Origin of the sequence: Parabacteroides acidifaciens, from assembly GCF_003363715.1 — a bacterium.
GTDB classification, from domain to species: Bacteria; Bacteroidota; Bacteroidia; order Bacteroidales; family Tannerellaceae; genus Parabacteroides; species Parabacteroides acidifaciens.
In genome coordinates this window covers 102,786-121,359 of record NZ_QREV01000006.1, presented here as the reverse complement: position 1 = coordinate 121,359, position 18,574 = coordinate 102,786, and the positions used below count along the sequence as shown (strand labels likewise).

The window sequence follows — 18,574 nt, the reverse complement described above, 5'->3', positions numbered from 1 at the left end:
ATGTGTTTATTATAAAAACAGTGACTATGACAAAAAAAGAAGCAATCAAGCTCTTTGAAGAGCGTAAAGTTCGTACCGTTTGGGACGATGAACAGGAAAAATGGTACTTTTCTATTGTAGATGTGATTGGCGTGTTAACCGAAAGCCCTGATCCCAGAAACTATTGGAAAGTTTTGAAAAACAGATTGAAGAAAGAAGGGAATGAAACGGTTACAAATTGTAACCAGTTGAAATTGGTTGCAGAAGACGGGAAGAAACGGCTTACCGATGTGGCCGATACCGAACAGCTTTTCCGTCTGATCCAGTCTGTCCCTTCTCCTAAAGCTGAACCCTTTAAATTGTGGATGGCACAGATTGCCAGTGAAAGGATTGATGAATTGCAAGATCCGGAACTGACGATTGACCGCGCTATGTGGGAATATAAGCGTTTGGGATATTCCGACAGTTGGATTAACCAACGCCTGAAAAGTATTGAAATCCGTAAGAACTTAACGGATGAATGGAAACGTTGCGGCATGGAGGAAGGTGTGCAGTTTGCTTCCCTGACCGATATCATCACAAAAACATGGTCTGATAAGACAACGAAGGAGTATAAGGCCTTTAAAGGGTTGAAGAAAGAAAATCTGAGGGATAATATGACCAATACCGAATTGGTTTTGAATATGCTTGCAGAAGCTTCTACAACTGAACTTTCGCAAGCTAAAGATCCGCAGACATTCGATGAAAACGCTTCTGTTGCGATAGAAGGAGGGAAGGTTGCCAAGGTTGCACGGCAGCAATTGGAAAGTCAGTTAGGGCGTTCTGTTGTCTCTCCCTTAAATGCGCATAACTCTTTAGGGAAACTTCCTGATGATACGGATAAATGAATTGAATATGATATATTAAGTTAAAGGAGTCTCCCAGGCGTAAGAATTTCGCTTGGGAGACTCTTTTTGTTTCATCACGATGAAATTTTTGTTCCCTTGTGGTGAAACTTTAGTTTCATGCCGGAGAAACTAAAGTTTCAGACTTGGGGAACAGGTGAAACTTTTTAAGAAATTTTTACTGTTGCGCTTACTTTCCTAAACGTTGCTCAATGTCTTCCACCAAGCTGCTTGCACCGATACGGAACAGGTCTTTATTCAGCCAGTCGTTGCCTAAGACCTCTTTCACGAGCGTATAATAGAGAACTGCCTCTTCTGCTGTGCGGACACCGCCTGAGACTTTGATGCCGACACGTTTTCCTGTGATGGAATGGTACTTTTTCAGTACCTGGCACATCGTATAAACGGCTTCCGGTGTTGCACCGAGGTAACCTTTTCCGGTGGATGTTTTGATGAAATCGGCGCCGGAATAGAGAGCGAGGATTGCAGCTTTCCGAATGCTTTCCGGAGCTACGAGAGCACCGGTTTCGAGGATTACTTTCAGCTTGGCATCGCGGCAGCTTTCTTTGATTTCCTGGATTTCCTCGGCAATCTCTTCGTAGTTCTCTTCCATGAAATAGCCTAAATTCATCACTACGTCGATTTCATCGGCTCCCTGCATGACTGCCATTGCGGTCTCGGCAATCTTTATTTCCATAAATGTCTGGGAGGAGGGGAAGCCTCCGGCAACAGATGCAATCTTCACGTCTTGTGCTGCGAGTGCCTGCTTGACTGTTTCCACAAATAGGGGATAAGTGCAGATGGCAGCTACGTTGGGAACGTCCGGGCGAGTGCCTTCAAAGTCGTTTACCTTGTCTACCAGCTTCCAGATGCTTTCTTTTGTGTCGATGCTGGTGAGGGAAGTCAGGTCGATGAAACCGTGAATTTGTTTCAGCACGTCCGGCGTGAAGTTCTCTTTTCCGTGCTTTTCGAGCACTGTTTTTACCCGTTCTGCAACCTCTTCGGGCGAGCCGGCCGGTTCAAACTTGGCAAAGGCCTGCTGATATTTGTCGGTGTGGAGATGTTCGGTGTCTTCATCGTGGTGATGATGTCCGCATCCACATTCATGATCGTGTTCGTGTGCCATATCTTATAGTTTTTTATTGTTTATATGTCGTTCTTTATCGCGGTTGGTCTTCTTCTGCAGGTTCTTTTCGAAAGCGGCAGTCAGATCGACGCCTGTCTGGTTGGCGAGGCAGAGCAATACCCATAAAACATCCGCCATTTCATCGCCTAAATCGCGGTGTTTATCGCTTTCCTTAAAGGACTGTTCGCCGTAAGTGCGGGCCATGATGCGCGCCAGTTCTCCGACCTCTTCCGTTAGGATTGTCATATTCGTCAGTTCGTTGAAGTAGCGGACGCCATACGTTTTGATCCAGCTGTCCACTTGCTCCTGTGCCTGTTTAAGCGTAACTTCTGCCATATTATTCTTTGTTTTGTGAATCGATCCAGATTGTGACAGGGCCGTCGTTGAGCAGCTCCACTTTCATATCGGTGCCGAATGTGCCTGTGTGTACCTCTTTACCGATTTGCAGGCCCATTTCTGCGCAGAAGGCTTCGTACATCGGAATCGCTATATCCGGCTTGGAAGCATGGATGTAGGAGGGACGGTTTCCCTTCTTGGTGGAGGCATGTAGCGTGAACTGGCTGACCACCATTATTTCGCCTTCCGTTTCGATTACGGAACGGTTCATAACGCCGTTTTCATCGTCAAAAATCCGCAGGTTGGCAACCTTCTTGCACAACCACTCGATGTCTTCCCGGGTGTCGCGGTCTTCAACGCCGACCAGCACAAGCAGCCCTTTTCCTATTTTAGACTTCAATTGCCCGTCAATGGTGACCGAGGCGTGCTGTACCCGTTGTATCAATGTTCTCATATCTTTATTTTAAACCATTTATTAAAGCATTTGTTTTGGCTTCTCCGATTACTGCCTTCAGTTCGTCGAAGCTGGCCTCGCGTATTCGCTTTACGCTCTTAAAGTGGCGTAAAAGTAATACTTTTGTCTTTTCTCCGATCCCTTTTATGGCGTCTAATTCCGATTTTGTCTGGTTCTTGCTTCGCTTGTCCTTATGGAAAGTGATGGCGAAACGGTGTACTTCGTCCTGCATCTGGGTGAAGAACTTGAACATGAAACTTTGTATCGGCATACCGATTGTTTCGGGGGGGAAGCCGAAAAGCAGTTCCGATGTCCGGTGCTTGCCGTCTTTTGCAAGGCCGGCAATCGGAATGTCGAGGTGGAGTTCATCTTGGAGAACTTCGCGTACTACTTCCATTTGCCCCTTTCCACCGTCCGTAATGATCAGGTCGGGCAGGGGAGATTTCTCGTCTATGGCGCGCTGGTAGCGGCGGCGTACGACCTCTTTCATGGAGGCGTAATCGTCCGGACCGACAACTGTCTTGATATTGTATTTCCGGTAATCTTTCTTCGATGGTTTCGCCATTTTGAAGACAACACACGCAGCCACCGCATCGCTCCCTTGTATGTTCGAATTGTCGAAACACTCGATATGGGCGGGTAGTTTAGGCAGATGCAAGGTGTCTTGAATCTCTTTCAGAAGGCGCGTGCTGCGTTGTTCCGGATTCAGCTTTTCCGCCTGTTTCAGTTTGTCAACCTTGTATTGCTTTACGTTCATCTCGGAAAGCTCGACCAGTTTTTTCTTGTCTCCGCGTTGGGGCACTGTGATCGTCACGTTTTCCAGCTCTATATCCAGCGGAAAAGGAATAATGATTTCGCGTGCCGTACTTTTAAAGCGGTTGCGCATTTCGATAATGCCCAGGCTGAGGAGGTCTTCTTTCGATTCATCCAAACGCTTCTTATATTCAAAAGTGTAGGCTTGGACGATGGCTCCGTTCCCTATATGCATGTAGTTGATATAAGCGGAGTTCTCGTTTTCGGCCAGCGAGAAAACGTCTATATTGTGAAGCATCGGCGTGACGACTGTCGATTTGGCCCGGTAATTCTCGATGACATCGTACTTTTCTTTAATCTTTTGCGCTTCCTCGAACCGTAATTCTCCGGCAAGGGTTTGCATCTGTTCGTAGAGATGCTTGCTTATCTGTGAAATGTTTCCGCGCAGGATTTCTTTTATTTCGGAGATGTTTTGCTGGTATTCTTCCAGTGTTTGCAATCCTTCGCAAGGCCCTTTACACCGTTTGATGTGATATTCCAGGCAAACTTTATAGCGTCCTTCGGCGATGGATTCGGGTGTAAGAGGCAATTTGCAGGTTCGTAGCGGATATAAATCTTTCAGCATTTGCAGCATGACCTTTGCTGTGTACACGGAAGGATAGGGGCCGTAATAGCGCGAGCCGTCCCGTACAATATTCCTTGTTTGGAATACGCGCGGGAAATATTCGTTCTTGACAACAATGGATGGATATGTCTTGTCGTCTTTCAACAGCACGTTATACCGGGGACGATATTGTTTGATCAGATTGTTCTCTAAAAGAAGAGCGTCTTCTTCGGAATCGACAACGATGTATTTAATGTCCCGTATCTGCTTGACAAGAACGCGCGTCTTGTTGCTGTCGTGTTCCTTGTTGAAATAGGAGGAAACGCGGCGCTTCAGGTTCTTTGCCTTGCCTACATAAATGATCGTCCCTTTATCGTCAAAATACTGGTAGCAGCCCGGCGATTCAGGGATGACGGAAAGTATTGTTTTTATATGTTCCTCGGTTGCGCTCATTCTCTTTTCTGTATGTTTCTGTCCTATTTCCAGTGTTTTACGCTATTCTTGTTAAAGTAAATGTTTCACGTGGAACATTCTGTCTTTAGCGGCCAAGCATCACCAACAGGATGTTTATATCGCTTGGCGAGATGCCTGGAATACGGCTTGCTTGGGCAATGGTGTCCGGGTCTATCCGTGTCAGCTTCTGGCGGGCTTCCGTCGATAAAGACTGGATAGAATTGTAATCGAATTTACCTTTGATATGAATATTCTCCAGGCGGCTGATCTTGTCAGCGATGATCTGTTCGCGACGGATATAGCCACTATATTTGATCAGGATTTCTGCCGCTTCGATAATCTCTTCTTTGCGTGAAACCGGAACTTTGTCCAAAACCTCGCGGAAGGCAGGAACAAGTTCTGCCATATTTTCCAACGTGACTTGCGGACGCGGAATTAATTCGATCAGCTTGCAGCCGTGTGAAAGGGGAGTCGTGCCCAATGCCTCCAAACCGCTGTTTATGTATTGCGGCTTGATGGAATAGTTTTCGGCAAAAGAGATGATCGCATCCCGGCTTGCTCTTTTCTCTGTGAGCAGGTCGTAACGGTCTTGTTTTGCCAAACCGATCTTGTATGCTTTTTCCGTCAGACGCATATCCGCATCATCTTGGCGAAGCAAGATGCGGTATTCGGCGCGGGAGGTAAACATACGGTAAGGCTCGTCTACGCCTTTTGTGACGAGGTCGTCTATCAATACGCCAATGTAGGCTTCGTCGCGGCCTAATATGAACGGTTCGCCGCCATAACAATTGATGTGCGCGTTGATGCCGGCGATCAGTCCTTGTCCGCCAGCTTCCTCATATCCCGTCGTTCCGTTGATCTGTCCGGCAAAGAACAGGTTATGGATTTGTTTTGTTTCCAGATTATGCTGTAGTTGTGTCGGATCGAAGAAATCATATTCGATGGCATATCCCGGACGGTAAATCTGTATGTCGCGAAATGCCGGTATTTGTAGCAGGGCACGCAACTGGATATCGAGGGGCAAGGAAGAGGAGAAGCCGTTCAGGTAATATTCCTGCGTCGTTTCGCCTTCCGGCTCCAGGAAAAGCTGATGCTGGGGTTTGTCTGCAAACGTAACGATCTTTGTCTCGATGCTGGGGCAATAGCGCGGGCCGATGCTTTGAATCTGTCCGTTGTACAGCGGAGAGTCGGGGAGACCCTGGCGCAAAACTTCGTGACAGGCCTCATTTGTGAATGTCGTCCAACAACTGAGCTGTTTCAAAACACGGTGTGAAGTGTCCATATAGGAGAACTTGTGGAAGTCGTTTTCCCCCGGCTGTTCCGCCATTTCATCGAAGTGGACGCTTCGTGCATCGATGCGCACAGGTGTCCCGGTCTTCATCCGTTCGGATTTGATGCCTAACGAAACCAATTGTTCGGTCAGCCCGGTTGCAGCCGGTTCGGCTATACGGCCGCCGCGCAACTGTGTACGTCCGATATGAAGCAGGCCGTTCAGGAAAGTCCCGTTTGTGAGCACTACGCTTTTGGCACGGAACTCGACGTCCATATAGGTTTTTACGCCGCATACCGTGTCTCCATCGAGCAAAAGCTCGCGCACGGTATCCTGCCAGATATAAAGGTTCGGAAGGTTCTCGAGTATTCCCCGCCAGCATTCGATAAAGCGGGCGCGGTCGCTTTGCGAGCGCGGACTCCACATAGCCGGCCCTTTGCTCTTATTCAGCATACGGAACTGGATGGCTGTATGATCCGTCACAATTCCCATATAACCGCCTAAAGCGTCTATTTCACGAACGATCTGCCCCTTGGCTATACCACCAACCGCCGGATTGCAGCTCATCTGCGCAATCTTGTTCATATCCATTGTTATGAGAAGTGTCTTCGAACCCAGGTTGGCTGCAGCCGCTGCGGCTTCACAGCCTGCGTGTCCGGCACCTACCACGATCACATCGTAATTGAAAGTCATTGTCCTAATTATCTTTGTTTTTGCAAAGATAGTGCAAATCGAATGCATTTTGTATGGGTTTTTGGTTATATTTGTAAATCTTGGAATATCTAAGTAATACCTAAAGAATGACATTATGGAAGCCCGGATCTCTTCTTCGACAATGGATAGTGCCAATAAGATAAAAACATCTGTCACGCTTTTTATCTTGTATGGCGTTTGCTTATTCCCGGCCTACTATGGAGATCTGTATGCATTGCTTGGCATGTTTGCTTTTAGCACCCTCCTTTCTGTTACAACTCGGGGCTTTATGCCGAAACGCTTTATCGTGGATGGGGAAAAGTTGACAATCGACACACCCTTTCGGAAATATTATATCCGCATTGAAGAGATCATTTCGGCACGAGAAGTAGATCAATCGGATTTAGGAGTTGGGATCCGTTCGTTCGGTTCCAGCTGGTTGTTTGGTTATCTTGGATATTTCTCTTTTACCACTATCGGACATGTGAAGATCTTTGCCCGTCGTTCCAATAACTGCATTCTGATTACGACAGCCGGTCGTGGAAACTTTATCATCGCCCCCGACGATCCAGAATTTATCAATTACCTGAATCGGGCAATACTATGGAGATAGGAACAGGAGGGTGGTTTATAACTGCTTTAGAACCTCCAGCACATAGTTACGCCGTTGCCGGGAGATACTGACGGTCGAACCGTCTTTCATCCGGATATAGCCGCCGTCCGTTTTGATGAAACTTCTGATTTCATCCAGATTGATCAGATGTGACTGGTGGACGCGGAGGAAATTGTAGGGCGTTAGTAATTCGTCAAACTCCTTGAGTGTTTTGGAAACGATCAGTTTTTCTCCGGACTTCAGGTAGAAGGTCGTATAATTGCTTTCTGATTCGCAGCGGATGATAGAACCGATCTCCACAAACTCTACTTTATCGGCTACGGACAAAGCTATTTTCTTCTGCTTGTCCAGTGCCCGGACGTTCTGTAGCAGGTTTTGCATCCGCTTATTTTCCTGTTTCCTGAGAATAACCTGTACCGCTTTATCGACCGCATGTACCAGCTCTTCCGGGTCGATCGGTTTCAGCAGGTAATCGAGCGCGCTGAAACGGATGGCCTGGATTGCATAGCTGTCGTAGGCTGTGGTGAAGATCACTTCAAACGAAATATCCGGGAGACTTTCCAACAGGCTAAAACCGGTATCATCCCCCAGCCGGATATCCAGAAAAAGGATATCCGGTTTTGTTTCGGGGAGGATGCTACGGGCTTCGGTCACGGAACTGCAGATCGCTGAAATCCTGATTTGCGGACAATAGGTTTCAACCATACGGAGCAGGTTTTCCCTATTCCCCTGTTCGTCTTCAACGATTGCTGCAGTTATTTTCGTTTCCATATTTCGTCTTGTTATAAAGGAATGGACAATCGGACATGGCAACCGGAAACAGATTCTTTCTCCTGTCTGTTTTCAATTGTAATACTGATTTCCGTATTATATAAAGTCTTTAATATCTCGAATTGGCTGCTGATGGCACGGATGCCGAAGCCTCCGTCTGTGTCTGTCGCTATTCCGGGACCGTCGTCTGTAATATCGATTATCAGCACTTGCTTCTGCAAAGATAATCGAATTATGATTTCTCCTTCCCCCCGCGGAGCGATTCCGTGCTTTACGGCGTTTTCAACGAACGGCTGTATCAGCATTCCCGGTATTTCGATCAGTTCCGGTTTGATGTTTTCATCAATAGCGAACGAGTAGGAGAAGGGGAAACGAAGCTGCTCGAGTTTCAAATATAACTGTAATTGTTCGAGCTCATCGGAAAGAGGCACTAACTTCTTTTCGGAAGTCGCCAGTACTTTCCGCAGCAAACGTGAGAAGTCGATCAGGTATTTGTTCGCTTCCTGATTGGCCGAACGGTTAATCAGATTCTGGATCGAACTTAATGCATTAAAGATGAAATGCGGATTCATCTGGGAACGGATCGCGCGGAGTTCAAGCTCGGAGATATGCCGCCGGTTGCGCTCCTCTTTCCGCTTACTTTTTGTCCGGAAATAGTAAACGAGACCGATGATTACAATGACTAAGAGCGAACCTAAAACACCTTCTTTGAATCCTTTTTTGAAATCACTCATCGACTCGTCTACTCTGTTCAGGTCCTTTTGTAGTACTTGGAGGAGTGGCTTTTGAGGATCAAATAACCAATTGCCAAATTTGCGATAGAGGATGGTCCCGTCTTCACGCATCAGGATCGTCATGGTGCTGAACCCTTTACGTTTTAATTCCTCGATTTGCTGGTCGGGGATCGCTTTGTAAGGCTTTACCCGATTGGCATTATGATCGGAGAATTTGGCGTATAGTTCGAGCCGTACGGCGGATGATATCCCTTCTGATTCAAGGTGTTTCTGAAAGTCAAGCGCGTTTTGAAGACTCGGTGCGGGAAGGCCTCCCCATGTCGATAAATATAGTAAGATATATTTCCGGTCGCTTCCTTTCTTCAGATTCAGGCTGTCGGCTATCATAAGGCCACTCTCCCGGATGTTTTTTCCGGCTTCGAAAGGCAAGAACTTATTGTATGCGGAGGTCAATATATTTGTCAGGCTGGTATCTGGACAGGAGCTGATAAAATCATTATAGTCTTCTTCTATTTCAGATAACATACTGTCGTACATGATACTCCCTAAAGTCGCCTCGTTTAACACATATTGGGGGAAACCGGAGAAAATCTGTTTGTTCAGAAGATAGTTTTCCTGTGGGGTTAATTCTTTCTCCTTATTCAGGCATAGGTTATCCGATTTGAGCTCCTGTTTCTTATAGAGTGAATACCTGTACAGGAAAGAATAGTAACATGTGGCAAACGGTTTTTTCGTACTGTATGCAAAGTCGATGAGTGGATTGACCGATGCGAAATGAGGCGCTTGCCAGTCGAGCAGGCCGCTTTTATGCCAGGCCTCTTTGTCGGTCGCTTTCATATAGCGCATAAGGACAAGCATTCCTTCAAAGTATTGCTCCGAACGTTCGAATACCTTTTTCCAATAGGGATCCATATTCTTAAAGTCATCGTTCTCTAATGCAGCTTGAAAAAGGGCGTTGCGGGACTGGAAGTCTTTTTTCATCTGGTCGGGAGAGTCGAAGTCAAGGTTAAGTATGTCAGATTCGTATATGTTGGCAAACCGTACGAAACTGTATTGAAAGTTGTTTTGCTCGCTTCCTCGTCCCATATAGCGCATATTGTGTGTCTTTTCATATAATTCTTTGTCCTGAATAATGGAATCTCCGGGAGTAAGCAGCAGTGTCATTCGTTCTCCGACTTTATAATCAGTCGGGTAGGCAATAAATATTTTTTTATGGACAGTCGAATCTTTGGATGCCTCGAAACTGAAATTGCTTACGGTAAATTCCGTATTCGGAGGAAGTTCAAATGATGCATCGACAATCCGTGCATCCGGAGTTAACCGGATCGTGCCGTCTTTTTCCCATTTGGCCGGAAAATTATCAAATAAGAAGGTCGAAAACCTGTCGAATTTTATGTCGTCTGCTCCTATATCTGTGGAGTTGGCAGGCATCCCTGTCCCTCTTACTCCGAAAGGAATATAGGCCATTGTGTACGTATATAGATAATCTTCTTTCTTGAAAGTTTTTGTTTTTCCGCTTTTTCGGTCGTATGTGAAACGCGCAATCAGCTTGCCTGCCTCATTCTCTTCGGCAACAAGATCCTGCATATAGCGGCTGTCGAAATAGGAAAAACCGGGGTTCTCTTTATCATTCCGGCAGTCATATACGTTTTCAAGCGTATAGTCCATGGTGAGCGTTTTAGCATTTATATCCGTTACGGTTCCCCGGATAGTAATTCTCCGGATGTTTTCCGCCCGCCAGGGTACTTCCTCTTTCAGGCCGGGGGCGATGTAAGGATAATAGTTGACAGACTCAATTACCACCCAATCGCCTTTTTTCAGGGAGTCGGGTGTATAGGGCTTGAACGTCTCGGCCGAACCGATTTGTGCCAGAAAGACAAGAAGGAATAGGAGTACTGTTTTCATGACTGTAAAAATAAGATGAATAATTTAATTACAGTCCAAATGTATTCAGCAAAGACCAGTATCCGTCCGGTAAATGAGCAGATGACGGGTTTGGATGAGTAACAGGTGAAATAAAAGATAGTTGCATATTATTGATTTTATTCCTAACTTTGTAAAAACGATAGGTTTATGCAGTCTATAGCTGAATATAAAGAAATCTTATCTAAATTCAAAAAAGAATTTGGTCCTCGATTCGGTATTAAAGAGTTGGGGATTTTTGGCTCTGTGGCCAGAGGAGAACAGACGGAAGAAAGCGATCTGGATGTATTTGTTTCGCTTGAAAAGGTTGAACCGTTCATTCTTTTTGACCTTAAAGAATTGTTAGAGTCATTATGTAAATGTAAAGTTGATTTGATTCGGCTAAGAGATTCATTACGGCCAGCGTTGAAAAATAATATCCTTAAAGATGGCATTTATGTTTGATAGGGGCAGAGTTTTAGATCGTTGTGAGCAAATTGTCGAGTCAATTGATCTGATAATGCAATGGAGTAACTCGATCCAATCGGCAGAGGACTTTTTGCTATCACCAGAGCATGTCTTGATTTTTGATGGCTGTGTAATGCGTCTTCAAATCATTGGTGAAAATATTAAGAAGATCGATGAGTGCACAAATGGAGAGCTGTTATGCGAGTATCCTGAAATACCTTGGCATAAAGTGATCGCTCTCCGGAATATTATATCACATGAATATGCCAATGTTGATGAAGAAATTATATTTGCAATTGTCAAGCAAAGCCTGTCTCCATTGAAATTAGCAATACTAAAAATCAGAAATATACTTCAGTCCTGATTTTACTAAGGTACATATTACGTACCCCTTTCAATAACATTTTCCCGCCCAGGAGGAATGAAAATACCTGTATTTGATAAGCAATAATATAACCTGGAGGTTACTTTTTGTGTTTGACCAACATGATTACCCGATTATCATCCTCTCCCAATGTCGCGGTGACTTCTTTCAGTTTGCCTTTCAACTTCCCTTTTTCATAATCTCTGCAAAGTTCGAAAGCGTTTAGAGTAGCCCATAATTCGCCTTTGGAATTGATAGGGGTCAGCATAGACATATAAAATTCTTTTTTATAAGAATAATCGCCATTGTATATGATATACCTAAAGAAATCCTTTTCCTGTGTATCATACACAAGGTACGTTCTCGGAAACCCCTCTTCTTTGCTGAAATCATATACATTCTTTATGCTTTCCATGAAATAATAACGATTGGAAACCAACTTTAAAACCAGGTAGAATCCCGGATCCATGGTATGGATGGGTGGGGTTCGTGCGATAAATGGACGCAAACTGCAATCGGGCATTAAGGTGTAGATCGTATCTGATGAGGGTTCTAACAGAATCCAATTGCCATTAAAGGGAGTTATTCTACTATACATACCAGGCCCGGCCATTCTTGTTCCCTTTTCATGTCTTAAAAGTTGAAAGAAGAGCTTTTTCTCTTTAAATGGAGTTTTAATCTCTTTGGTTATACTCCCATTTTGCTTCGAGACGAGCAGAAATGGAATATCGTCATTACATTCATCGTAACAAATCAGATTCTCTTTATCATAATTGAATATTTGCCCGTAAAACTGGGTATTACCTTCCTGCTTCTGTTTAAAACTTCGCTTAAAATTTCCCTCTAAGTCATAAACCTTTATTTTTCTTGCCCAATGATCGTTTAGAAACATTTCATTGTTTTCCTCATCCAATGTAATGCTTGTAAAAGATATGTATTCTTCTCCTCCTTGCCCTTGGCGGTTTATCTTACGGATGGCTCTTCCCGTCCGGTCATACACAAAAATATCTCCGTCTTTCCGATAGTTTGCCACTATTATGAATTTTTCGCCTACAGCCTGTACAAACCCTTGATTAACAAAATCATCGTTTGTTTCCAGCGGAATATACTCCACATCCATGAAATCTTGAAGAATCAGTTCCTTTTTGGGATAAGAATTTTTTGTGATGTCAACCGTGATCAAGTCGTCTGCCGTTTGATTCTGTCTTTTGCAACCTGTCGTTATTAACAGAATAAATAGAAAGAAAATAGTTATAGTTTTCATTCCGGATAATTTATTATTGTTACCAATCCCTTATTTGCCTGTTTCCAGGATTAGATTCAAATCTATGTGATAATATCGGGAGGGTATCCGGCAAATGAGCAAATGGCGGTTTTGGATGAGTAACAGGCGTTTTATTCATTCCTGAAAAGCACCGGAAGCGTATATTTCATATTCACCTTCTTTCCGTTGGGCAGTTCCGCCGGTTCCCACTCAGGAGATTGTTCGAGCAGGGTGATGACAGCTTCCTCGAAGGCTTTGTTCCGGGGGGCTTTCCGTATGTTGAAACCACCGAGCTTTCCATCTGTCCGGATGATGAAACTGACGACGACCAACTCTTTCTCCGTCTCCACCCCTTTGGGGTAAACGAGGTGCTTGCAGACCCAATCCATGAACGCGGACATATCGTCTGTCCCGTTAAACCGGGGCATTTTACTTCCTTGCGGCAGGATAGAAACCGTATCGAGTATTTCTCCTTCCAGGACAGGAACCGCTTTACCGCCTTTATGAAAGCTCCATGTCAGCGAGCCGGCGATTGAAAGAGCGATGATCACGATCATGCCGATCACGACTTTCCATTTCGAAAAGCTGTTTTTAGGAATGGGACGATCCTGCCCTAAGAAGTAAACTTCATTTTCGTTTATCTCGTCTTTCATATCTCGATTACTGATTTTAATGATTTCAACGCCTCTTTGGATACCTGCAGGACAAATTTATCCGGGAATTTCAGGTCTGATAATGTCAGTTCCTGTTTTGTCAGATTGATACTGTAAATATAACAACTGTTTATGATCAGGCTTCTGCCGACCCGGATGAAAATACCGGCTTCCTCCTGCAGCTGCTGTTCTATCAGCTTCTCAAAAACAGAGAGGTTGAATGAGAAAATATGCTCTTCCCCACCGATCAGCCTCAACGTCGAATAACTGCCGTCGGAAGCGATGTAAGCGACTCGGTCGGCTGTTATTCGCAGCAATTGGTAACTGTTGGATACGATGAGATATTTAGCCATTCTGTTATTTAATTAGAAGAATTACCGGATTATCGTCCTCCTTCAATTGTTTCAGCCATGCCGGTTGTTCGGATTCCGGCATCTTTTCGCGTGCATTTATCAGGTCTTCCGTCTGATAGCATACGATCAGCTCACCAGCGGTCGATATGTTGTAAATGGCGAAGCCCGGCATCTCTTCCCTGTCGCTCTCTATACGGACCGATTTCATGACTTTCGTCCGCCCGCTCCGTTTGTCGTATATTCCGCAATAGGGAGGATTACTGCCTCCTTTCATCCAGCCGTCTACATTGTACATATCTTTAAACAAATTGAAATAGATGATATTCTCTGTCTCCATCAAGCGGGTGATAATATATTTGTCCTCCATTACATCGCTGTTTTCGTAGCGGGCGAATCCGCCGGAACTGCCCATTTTGAAAACCATCCGGGGCGTCAACCGGTCAAAGCCTTTTACGGTAAAGAGGGTGTCGCAAAAGAAATCCTTCATGCACAGCTCTCCGTCGTGATACCAGTAAGCAGCGTTATTTTGCGAGCCGTATGTCCACCTGTTATCCTCAAATTGGACGATGTAAGCCATCCCGCCCAGCATTTCCGCACCGGCCAGCGGCATTACCAACTTCGATTTCCCGGCAGGGATATCGCCTCCCCATCTCAAAGGCAGGGAATCTTGTATAGCCCCACTATCCGCATCGTAAAGATACGAAAGATTATTGGTTTGTTCTGTTGGAATATTCACGTATGTGTAGATTTTATCATCCAGGAAGTAGGGGGCGATGATCATGCCCCCGGCAGCTTCTTTCCATTCGACGGTTTTCAGGAAATGGCCTGTGATATCATAACATTGTTGCTTTGAAGGGGAGATACGAACGTACACTTTCCGGGTTATCGGGTCTGTAGTGAAATTAGTTCCGTTCGGATATTCAGCCGGCCCGTTTCCGATTTGTCCGATCTGCCCGATATAGTGCCCGGTCGTTTTATCAAAGACTTTGATTGGAGCTGTACGGGCGCCGATCAGGATATGCCGGTCTGTTACGACCATCGCCGTAATGGAGGAGATGGCGACAATAGAAGAGTCTGTTGTCTCGAGGGGAATATAGCTTTGTTCTTTTCCAAGATCGGCTAACGTGAAAGCTTCCGGATGTCGGAACGCATCTTCTACATCGATTACTTTTAACGAGTTGCCGTAACTGTTCCGGTTGCTGGGATTACAAGCCGTAAGCAAGCAAATAATTAATAGGAGTGTGAGATTCTTCATGCTTCAATATGTTATTTGAAATACAAACATATTAAAAGCGAAGATTCCCGGTGTGTATTATTCTGCCCGTTTTGTGAAATGCCTGTCAGAATTTACGAAAGCCGTATTTGTGCAATTCGTTTTTAGCAAGCATACATATTACGTATCCCTTTCAATAACATTTTCCCGCCCATGAGGAATGAAAAGCCGATTAGCGGAATGCCGACAGCCAGCAAGGTAATTGCGCCCGGTTCCGTACCTAATGGAAACTCGGAATATTCGGACAGCAAAGCAAGGAACATAAATAGTGAACCAAATGTAAAAATGGTACCGAGCAGGAAACGGCTCCAAGTATTATTCCGGAAAAGTTGCATCAGCAATAAAATAACGATCGCCAGGGAAACCAGAGTGGTAACCGTATTTCCGGAATGCCAGCCGGAGGTAAACAGGCAAGCGATATCACTAATCACCAGCAGGGAGAAGAGGGTGATATACCAGATTTCAGGGAATGAGTTGATAAATCTCTTGATCCGGTTTGTTGCGATTGATGTGTTCATAATAATATGTTTGATGTTTATATTCATAGAACGTGGGGTAGAAGGCTTTAGTATAGTTAGCTTTTGTTTTTTATCTAATTGCAGGATATTCGAAGGGTGGGGTATTCTGTTAAATTTTACAATAACCCCCCTTTTCGGCTGTTTTTCTATTTCGTCTGAAATTCTGATTCATTTTGGATTGACTTTTTTTACGATTTTAGCTTTTTTGTCTGACAACAGATGAAAAGAGATGCCGAGGTCGTCCAGGAAAGTATGCAATTTGATTACCGAAAAGCGAAAACACCGACAAAGTGATAAAGCTTAACTCCCGGAGAATCGAATATTTGAAAATAAAACGGACGGCGTCCCAAATATCCCAAGGAAATTCAGGTGCTTTTTTGCCCTTAAAACGGTCCTCTTTCCAATTACGACCGTCCAAATCGCCATTACGACCGTCCTAATCTTCGCGAGGTGCCGAGTGCACTATACATTAGCACGGTCGTAATGGCAAAGAGTACGGTCGTAATTGCTGCAAACGCTCAAAAAAGGTGAAAAAGTCCCTTTTTGAAGTCAAAAAAGCGGATTAACATTTGTTTTGTTTCGCCTGTCTTTTGAGCCTGAAAAAAGCGTTTTATACAATAAGTCCCTTTCATTCCTCCGGTAGCATTGCCAGTGCCTTGTCTTCGTTTGCCTCCATGATTTCGCGTTCTCCCGGACCTTTGTCGTTGATGCCGCAGAGGTGGAGGATACCGTGGATGATGGTGCGGTGGAGCTCTTCGTTGTAGTCGGTATGGAATGTTTCGGAGTTGGTCCGGACAGTGTCCAGGCTGATGAACAGGTCGCCGGAGATTTTATCCCCGCTGGTGTAGTCGAAGGTGATGATATCCGTGTAATAATCGTGCTGGAGGTATTGGCGGTTTACTTCCAGGATTTTCTCGTCGGAACAGAAGATATAGCTGATGTCGCCCGTTTTTTTCCCGTATGTGGCGGCTACTGCCTTGATCCAGTTGCTGACCGTTCTCTTTTTGATTGCCGGAAGCTTCGTGTCTTCCGCGTAAAATGCTATTGCCATAAGTTTCCTGTTGTTTCTATTGTTTGTAAATTGTTATTCCAACCCTGTCGATATGTGCTTTTAAATCGGGGTTTGTAATGGATGAGTAGGAGAGAAGGTCAACGAAAAACGGAAGGAGAGATTCTTCGAATGCTCCTGCGAGGCTACACAAGTCTTCTCTCGTCAAGTTAGAGCCTTTGATTGCAAGGTCTATGTCCGAACCTGGCTTGTAATTGCCTTTTGCCCTTGAACCGAACACGATAACTTCCTCGACGTGCGGATATTGGGAACAGATCCGATTGATGATTTCCTTATGACCGGGTGTAAGCCCTAATCGTATGATTGTATCTCCAGCCATGCGTGTAACTCCTTTAATAGAGGAAAATATTTTGTTTGAATATTGTTCGTGACCAGTAGGGCCGTTGCCTCGTCATACGTATGAGTTGTCAGATTCCGGTCGTTCAGGGCTTGTAACCAAATGTCGCCGTCCCGGATATAACCGGATTGGAACGCTTGCCGCAAGGTGGCGCGCGGGGAGGGACATGTGAATCCTTCCGCTTCCAGATAATCTTTCAGGGTTTTCCATGAAAGTTCGAACGTGAACTCATAGATCTGTACCAGTCCGGCTTGCAAGACGAAATTGTCCGGGTCATTCCGTATGATCCGGATCGCCTCGTTTAGCCGGAGGAAAGCTTTGTCGAAGTTCTGAAAACGTTGTTTCCAGCGTATATCTTGTTGTTCCATGTTTTTTCTCTATATTTAACAGGACGAAGATACGAAATTTTCAGGTAAAAAACAGATACGTCATCGCAACCGCCGCAATAGCCCCGGCAAGGTCTGCCAACAGGGAACATTGTACCGTGTAGCGTGTATTGCGTATGCCGACGCTGCCGTAATAGAGAGCAACGACGTAAAAGGTTGTGTCGCTTGAGCCTTGTACGATGGAGGAGAGGCGGCCAACGAACGAGTCGGCCCCGTATGTGTTCATGGCGTCGAGCATCATTCCCCGTGCTCCGCTGCCGCTAAGCGGTTTCATCAGCATTGTGGGCAGGCCTTCTACGAATTTCGTGTCTAACCCAGCGGCCGAAACTCCCATGCGGATACCGTCTATCAGAAAATCCATCGCGCCCGAAGCCCTGAATATTCCGATGGCAACCAATACGGCGATGAGGTAGGGGATGATGGTGACAGCTGTCTTGAAACCCTCTTTGGCTCCTTCGATAAACGTGTCGTACACATTGATTTTCTTCCGGATTCCACTGATGATAAAGCCACAGATAATCGTGAAAAGCAATGTATTGGCAAACAGGGTGGAGTAGAGGGACACCTGTTCCTGTTCCAGCGAGTTGAACAGCCAGACCAGTCCGCCGATAAACAGCGCCAGCCCTCCGAAAAACAGCAGCAGGTTCCGTTGCAGGATATTGATCCGCTGCTTGATGCAGACGGCCAGTATGGCGACAAGGGTGGAGGTGAAGGTCGCCAGCATGATCGGAAGGAATATATCCGAAGGGTTGGCGGCTCCCATCTGTGCCCTGTACATCATGATGGTGATCGGGATTAGTGTCAGGCCCGAAGCGTTGATACAAAGAAACATGATCATCGGGTTGCTGGCGGAATCCTTTTCCGCGTTCAGCTCCTGGAGCTGCTGCATCGCCTTCAGCCCCATCGGTGTGGCGGCATTATCCAACCCTAACAGGTTTGCCGAAAGGTTCATGAAGATGGAACCTGTCACCGGATGATCTTTGGGGATTCCCGGGAAGAGCTTGCTGAATACGGGAGCTGCCAGGCGGGCAAAGGACTGGATCACACCTCCTTTTTCCCCGATTTTCATAATGCCGAGCCAGAGGGACAGGATTCCTGTCAGGCCGAGGGAGATCTCGAACCCCGTCTTTGCCGAGGCAAAAGAGGCATTGATGATTTGAGTGAACACTTCCGTGTCTCCACCGATGACCAGTTTGCAAAGTGCCACCACGAAGGCTATCAGAAAGAAGGCAATCCAGATGTAATTTAGAACCATAGCAGTTGTTGACAGGTAATAAGATACTTGTTCATGGTTACAAAAATAGGAAATAATCGGCT

The 18,574-nt window shown here is 45.5% G+C and carries 20 protein-coding genes; 4 read left to right on the top strand and 16 right to left on the bottom strand.

Annotation, left to right across the window (positions count from 1 at the left end; translation table 11 throughout):
* The first annotated feature begins 26 nt into the window (after positions 1-26).
* Positions 27-866 (top strand): BRO-N domain-containing protein, encoded by an 840-nt coding sequence (locus DWU89_RS04410; RefSeq protein ID WP_115498468.1) that lies wholly within the window; start codon positions 27-29, stop codon positions 864-866.
* Between the two features lie 187 nt (positions 867-1,053).
* Here the strand turns inward: DWU89_RS04410 and deoC are convergent, their stop codons facing one another.
* The 5 genes from deoC to mnmG form a co-directional block, all read right to left on the bottom strand.
* Positions 1,054-1,989 carry a deoxyribose-phosphate aldolase gene (deoC, locus tag DWU89_RS04405; protein WP_115498467.1) on the bottom strand — a complete coding sequence of 312 codons (936 nt, stop codon included), beginning with the start codon at positions 1,987-1,989 and terminating at the stop codon, positions 1,054-1,056.
* 3 nt (positions 1,990-1,992) lie between these two features.
* A complete protein-coding gene (locus DWU89_RS04400; RefSeq protein ID WP_115498466.1) occupies positions 1,993-2,325 on the bottom strand; it encodes a nucleotide pyrophosphohydrolase in 333 nt (110 codons plus the stop codon).
* 1 nt (position 2,326) lies between these two features.
* Positions 2,327-2,779, bottom strand: coding sequence for a D-aminoacyl-tRNA deacylase (gene dtd, locus DWU89_RS04395; RefSeq protein WP_115498465.1), 453 nt, complete (start codon positions 2,777-2,779; stop codon positions 2,327-2,329).
* Between the two features lie 4 nt (positions 2,780-2,783).
* On the bottom strand, positions 2,784-4,589 hold the full coding sequence (uvrC, locus tag DWU89_RS04390; protein ID WP_115498464.1) for an excinuclease ABC subunit UvrC: 1,806 nt from the start codon (positions 4,587-4,589) through the stop codon (positions 2,784-2,786).
* An 85-nt stretch (positions 4,590-4,674) separates the two neighbouring features.
* On the bottom strand, positions 4,675-6,552 hold the full coding sequence (gene mnmG, locus DWU89_RS04385) for a tRNA uridine-5-carboxymethylaminomethyl(34) synthesis enzyme MnmG (protein WP_115498463.1): 1,878 nt from the start codon (positions 6,550-6,552) through the stop codon (positions 4,675-4,677).
* 115 nt (positions 6,553-6,667) lie between these two features.
* On the opposite strand from mnmG, the gene DWU89_RS04380 reads away from it, so the two are divergent.
* On the top strand, positions 6,668-7,165 hold the full coding sequence (locus DWU89_RS04380; RefSeq protein WP_115498462.1) for a PH domain-containing protein: 498 nt from the start codon (positions 6,668-6,670) through the stop codon (positions 7,163-7,165).
* Between the two features lie 15 nt (positions 7,166-7,180).
* Here DWU89_RS04380 and DWU89_RS04375 read toward each other — a convergent pair whose 3' ends face one another.
* On the bottom strand, positions 7,181-7,936 hold the full coding sequence (locus tag DWU89_RS04375; protein ID WP_115498461.1) for a LytR/AlgR family response regulator transcription factor: 756 nt from the start codon (positions 7,934-7,936) through the stop codon (positions 7,181-7,183).
* A gap of 11 nt (positions 7,937-7,947) precedes the next feature.
* The gene (locus tag DWU89_RS04370; protein WP_115498460.1) at positions 7,948-10,575 is read right to left on the bottom strand and encodes a sensor histidine kinase; all 2,628 of its coding nucleotides are present in this window, start codon (positions 10,573-10,575) and stop codon (positions 7,948-7,950) included.
* A 168-nt stretch (positions 10,576-10,743) separates the two neighbouring features.
* Here DWU89_RS04370 and DWU89_RS04365 point away from each other — a divergent pair, with 168 nt between their 5' ends.
* Both DWU89_RS04365 and DWU89_RS04360 read left to right on the top strand, forming a co-directional pair.
* Positions 10,744-11,037, top strand: a complete 294-nt coding sequence (locus DWU89_RS04365; RefSeq protein ID WP_115498459.1) for a nucleotidyltransferase family protein — start codon at positions 10,744-10,746, stop codon at positions 11,035-11,037.
* Positions 11,021-11,404 carry a HepT-like ribonuclease domain-containing protein gene (locus DWU89_RS04360; RefSeq protein WP_392391921.1) on the top strand — a complete coding sequence of 128 codons (384 nt, stop codon included), beginning with the start codon at positions 11,021-11,023 and terminating at the stop codon, positions 11,402-11,404. Before DWU89_RS04365 ends, DWU89_RS04360 begins: the two co-directional genes overlap by 17 nt.
* Positions 11,405-11,504: 100 nt before the next feature.
* On the opposite strand, the gene DWU89_RS04355 is transcribed toward DWU89_RS04360, so the two are convergent.
* The 9 genes from DWU89_RS04355 to DWU89_RS04315 form a co-directional block, all read right to left on the bottom strand.
* Positions 11,505-12,668, bottom strand: a complete 1,164-nt coding sequence (locus DWU89_RS04355; protein WP_115498457.1) for a 6-bladed beta-propeller — start codon at positions 12,666-12,668, stop codon at positions 11,505-11,507.
* A 131-nt stretch (positions 12,669-12,799) separates the two neighbouring features.
* Positions 12,800-13,321: an energy transducer TonB gene (locus DWU89_RS04350; RefSeq protein WP_115498456.1), complete on the bottom strand. Its 522-nt coding sequence runs from the start codon at positions 13,319-13,321 to the stop codon at positions 12,800-12,802.
* The gene (locus DWU89_RS04345; protein WP_115498455.1) at positions 13,318-13,674 is read right to left on the bottom strand and encodes a LytTR family transcriptional regulator DNA-binding domain-containing protein; all 357 of its coding nucleotides are present in this window, start codon (positions 13,672-13,674) and stop codon (positions 13,318-13,320) included. Before DWU89_RS04345 ends, DWU89_RS04350 begins: the two co-directional genes overlap by 4 nt.
* 4 nt (positions 13,675-13,678) lie before the next feature.
* A complete protein-coding gene (locus DWU89_RS04340) occupies positions 13,679-14,929 on the bottom strand; it encodes a 6-bladed beta-propeller (protein ID WP_115498454.1) in 1,251 nt (416 codons plus the stop codon).
* Between the two features lie 122 nt (positions 14,930-15,051).
* A complete protein-coding gene (locus tag DWU89_RS04335) occupies positions 15,052-15,465 on the bottom strand; it encodes a hypothetical protein (RefSeq protein WP_147292089.1) in 414 nt (137 codons plus the stop codon).
* A 628-nt stretch (positions 15,466-16,093) separates the two neighbouring features.
* A complete protein-coding gene (ybeY, locus tag DWU89_RS04330) occupies positions 16,094-16,516 on the bottom strand; it encodes an rRNA maturation RNase YbeY (protein ID WP_115498452.1) in 423 nt (140 codons plus the stop codon).
* 16 nt (positions 16,517-16,532) lie between these two features.
* Positions 16,533-16,853: a nucleotidyltransferase family protein gene (locus DWU89_RS04325; protein WP_115498451.1), complete on the bottom strand. Its 321-nt coding sequence runs from the start codon at positions 16,851-16,853 to the stop codon at positions 16,533-16,535.
* Complete coding sequence (locus DWU89_RS04320) at positions 16,826-17,239, bottom strand: nucleotidyltransferase substrate binding protein (RefSeq protein ID WP_115498450.1); 414 nt, start codon at positions 17,237-17,239, stop codon at positions 16,826-16,828. Before DWU89_RS04320 ends, DWU89_RS04325 begins: the two co-directional genes overlap by 28 nt.
* A gap of 40 nt (positions 17,240-17,279) precedes the next feature.
* Positions 17,280-18,512 carry a nucleoside recognition domain-containing protein gene (locus tag DWU89_RS04315; protein WP_115498449.1) on the bottom strand — a complete coding sequence of 411 codons (1,233 nt, stop codon included), beginning with the start codon at positions 18,510-18,512 and terminating at the stop codon, positions 17,280-17,282.
* Between the last annotated feature and the right edge of the window lie 62 nt (positions 18,513-18,574).

Excerpts from the sequence above, each read along its gene's own strand:
- DWU89_RS04410 (WP_115498468.1), top strand. The coding sequence starts at position 27 with ATGACAAAAAAAGAAGCAATCAAGCTCTTTGAAGAGCGTAAAGTTCGT.
- deoC (WP_115498467.1), bottom strand. The coding sequence starts at position 1,989 with ATGGCACACGAACACGATCATGAATGTGGATGCGGACATCATCACCAC.
- DWU89_RS04400 (WP_115498466.1), bottom strand. The coding sequence starts at position 2,325 with ATGGCAGAAGTTACGCTTAAACAGGCACAGGAGCAAGTGGACAGCTGG.
- dtd (WP_115498465.1), bottom strand. The coding sequence starts at position 2,779 with ATGAGAACATTGATACAACGGGTACAGCACGCCTCGGTCACCATTGAC.
- uvrC (WP_115498464.1), bottom strand. The coding sequence starts at position 4,589 with ATGAGCGCAACCGAGGAACATATAAAAACAATACTTTCCGTCATCCCT.
- mnmG (WP_115498463.1), bottom strand. The coding sequence starts at position 6,552 with ATGACTTTCAATTACGATGTGATCGTGGTAGGTGCCGGACACGCAGGC.
- DWU89_RS04380 (WP_115498462.1), top strand. The coding sequence starts at position 6,668 with ATGGAAGCCCGGATCTCTTCTTCGACAATGGATAGTGCCAATAAGATA.
- DWU89_RS04375 (WP_115498461.1), bottom strand. The coding sequence starts at position 7,936 with ATGGAAACGAAAATAACTGCAGCAATCGTTGAAGACGAACAGGGGAAT.
- DWU89_RS04370 (WP_115498460.1), bottom strand. The coding sequence starts at position 10,575 with ATGAAAACAGTACTCCTATTCCTTCTTGTCTTTCTGGCACAAATCGGT.
- DWU89_RS04365 (WP_115498459.1), top strand. The coding sequence starts at position 10,744 with ATGCAGTCTATAGCTGAATATAAAGAAATCTTATCTAAATTCAAAAAA.
- DWU89_RS04360 (WP_392391921.1), top strand. The coding sequence starts at position 11,021 with ATGGCATTTATGTTTGATAGGGGCAGAGTTTTAGATCGTTGTGAGCAA.
- DWU89_RS04355 (WP_115498457.1), bottom strand. The coding sequence starts at position 12,668 with ATGAAAACTATAACTATTTTCTTTCTATTTATTCTGTTAATAACGACA.
- DWU89_RS04350 (WP_115498456.1), bottom strand. The coding sequence starts at position 13,321 with ATGAAAGACGAGATAAACGAAAATGAAGTTTACTTCTTAGGGCAGGAT.
- DWU89_RS04345 (WP_115498455.1), bottom strand. The coding sequence starts at position 13,674 with ATGGCTAAATATCTCATCGTATCCAACAGTTACCAATTGCTGCGAATA.
- DWU89_RS04340 (WP_115498454.1), bottom strand. The coding sequence starts at position 14,929 with ATGAAGAATCTCACACTCCTATTAATTATTTGCTTGCTTACGGCTTGT.
- DWU89_RS04335 (WP_147292089.1), bottom strand. The coding sequence starts at position 15,465 with ATGAACACATCAATCGCAACAAACCGGATCAAGAGATTTATCAACTCA.
- ybeY (WP_115498452.1), bottom strand. The coding sequence starts at position 16,516 with ATGGCAATAGCATTTTACGCGGAAGACACGAAGCTTCCGGCAATCAAA.
- DWU89_RS04325 (WP_115498451.1), bottom strand. The coding sequence starts at position 16,853 with ATGGCTGGAGATACAATCATACGATTAGGGCTTACACCCGGTCATAAG.
- DWU89_RS04320 (WP_115498450.1), bottom strand. The coding sequence starts at position 17,239 with ATGGAACAACAAGATATACGCTGGAAACAACGTTTTCAGAACTTCGAC.
- DWU89_RS04315 (WP_115498449.1), bottom strand. The coding sequence starts at position 18,512 with ATGGTTCTAAATTACATCTGGATTGCCTTCTTTCTGATAGCCTTCGTG.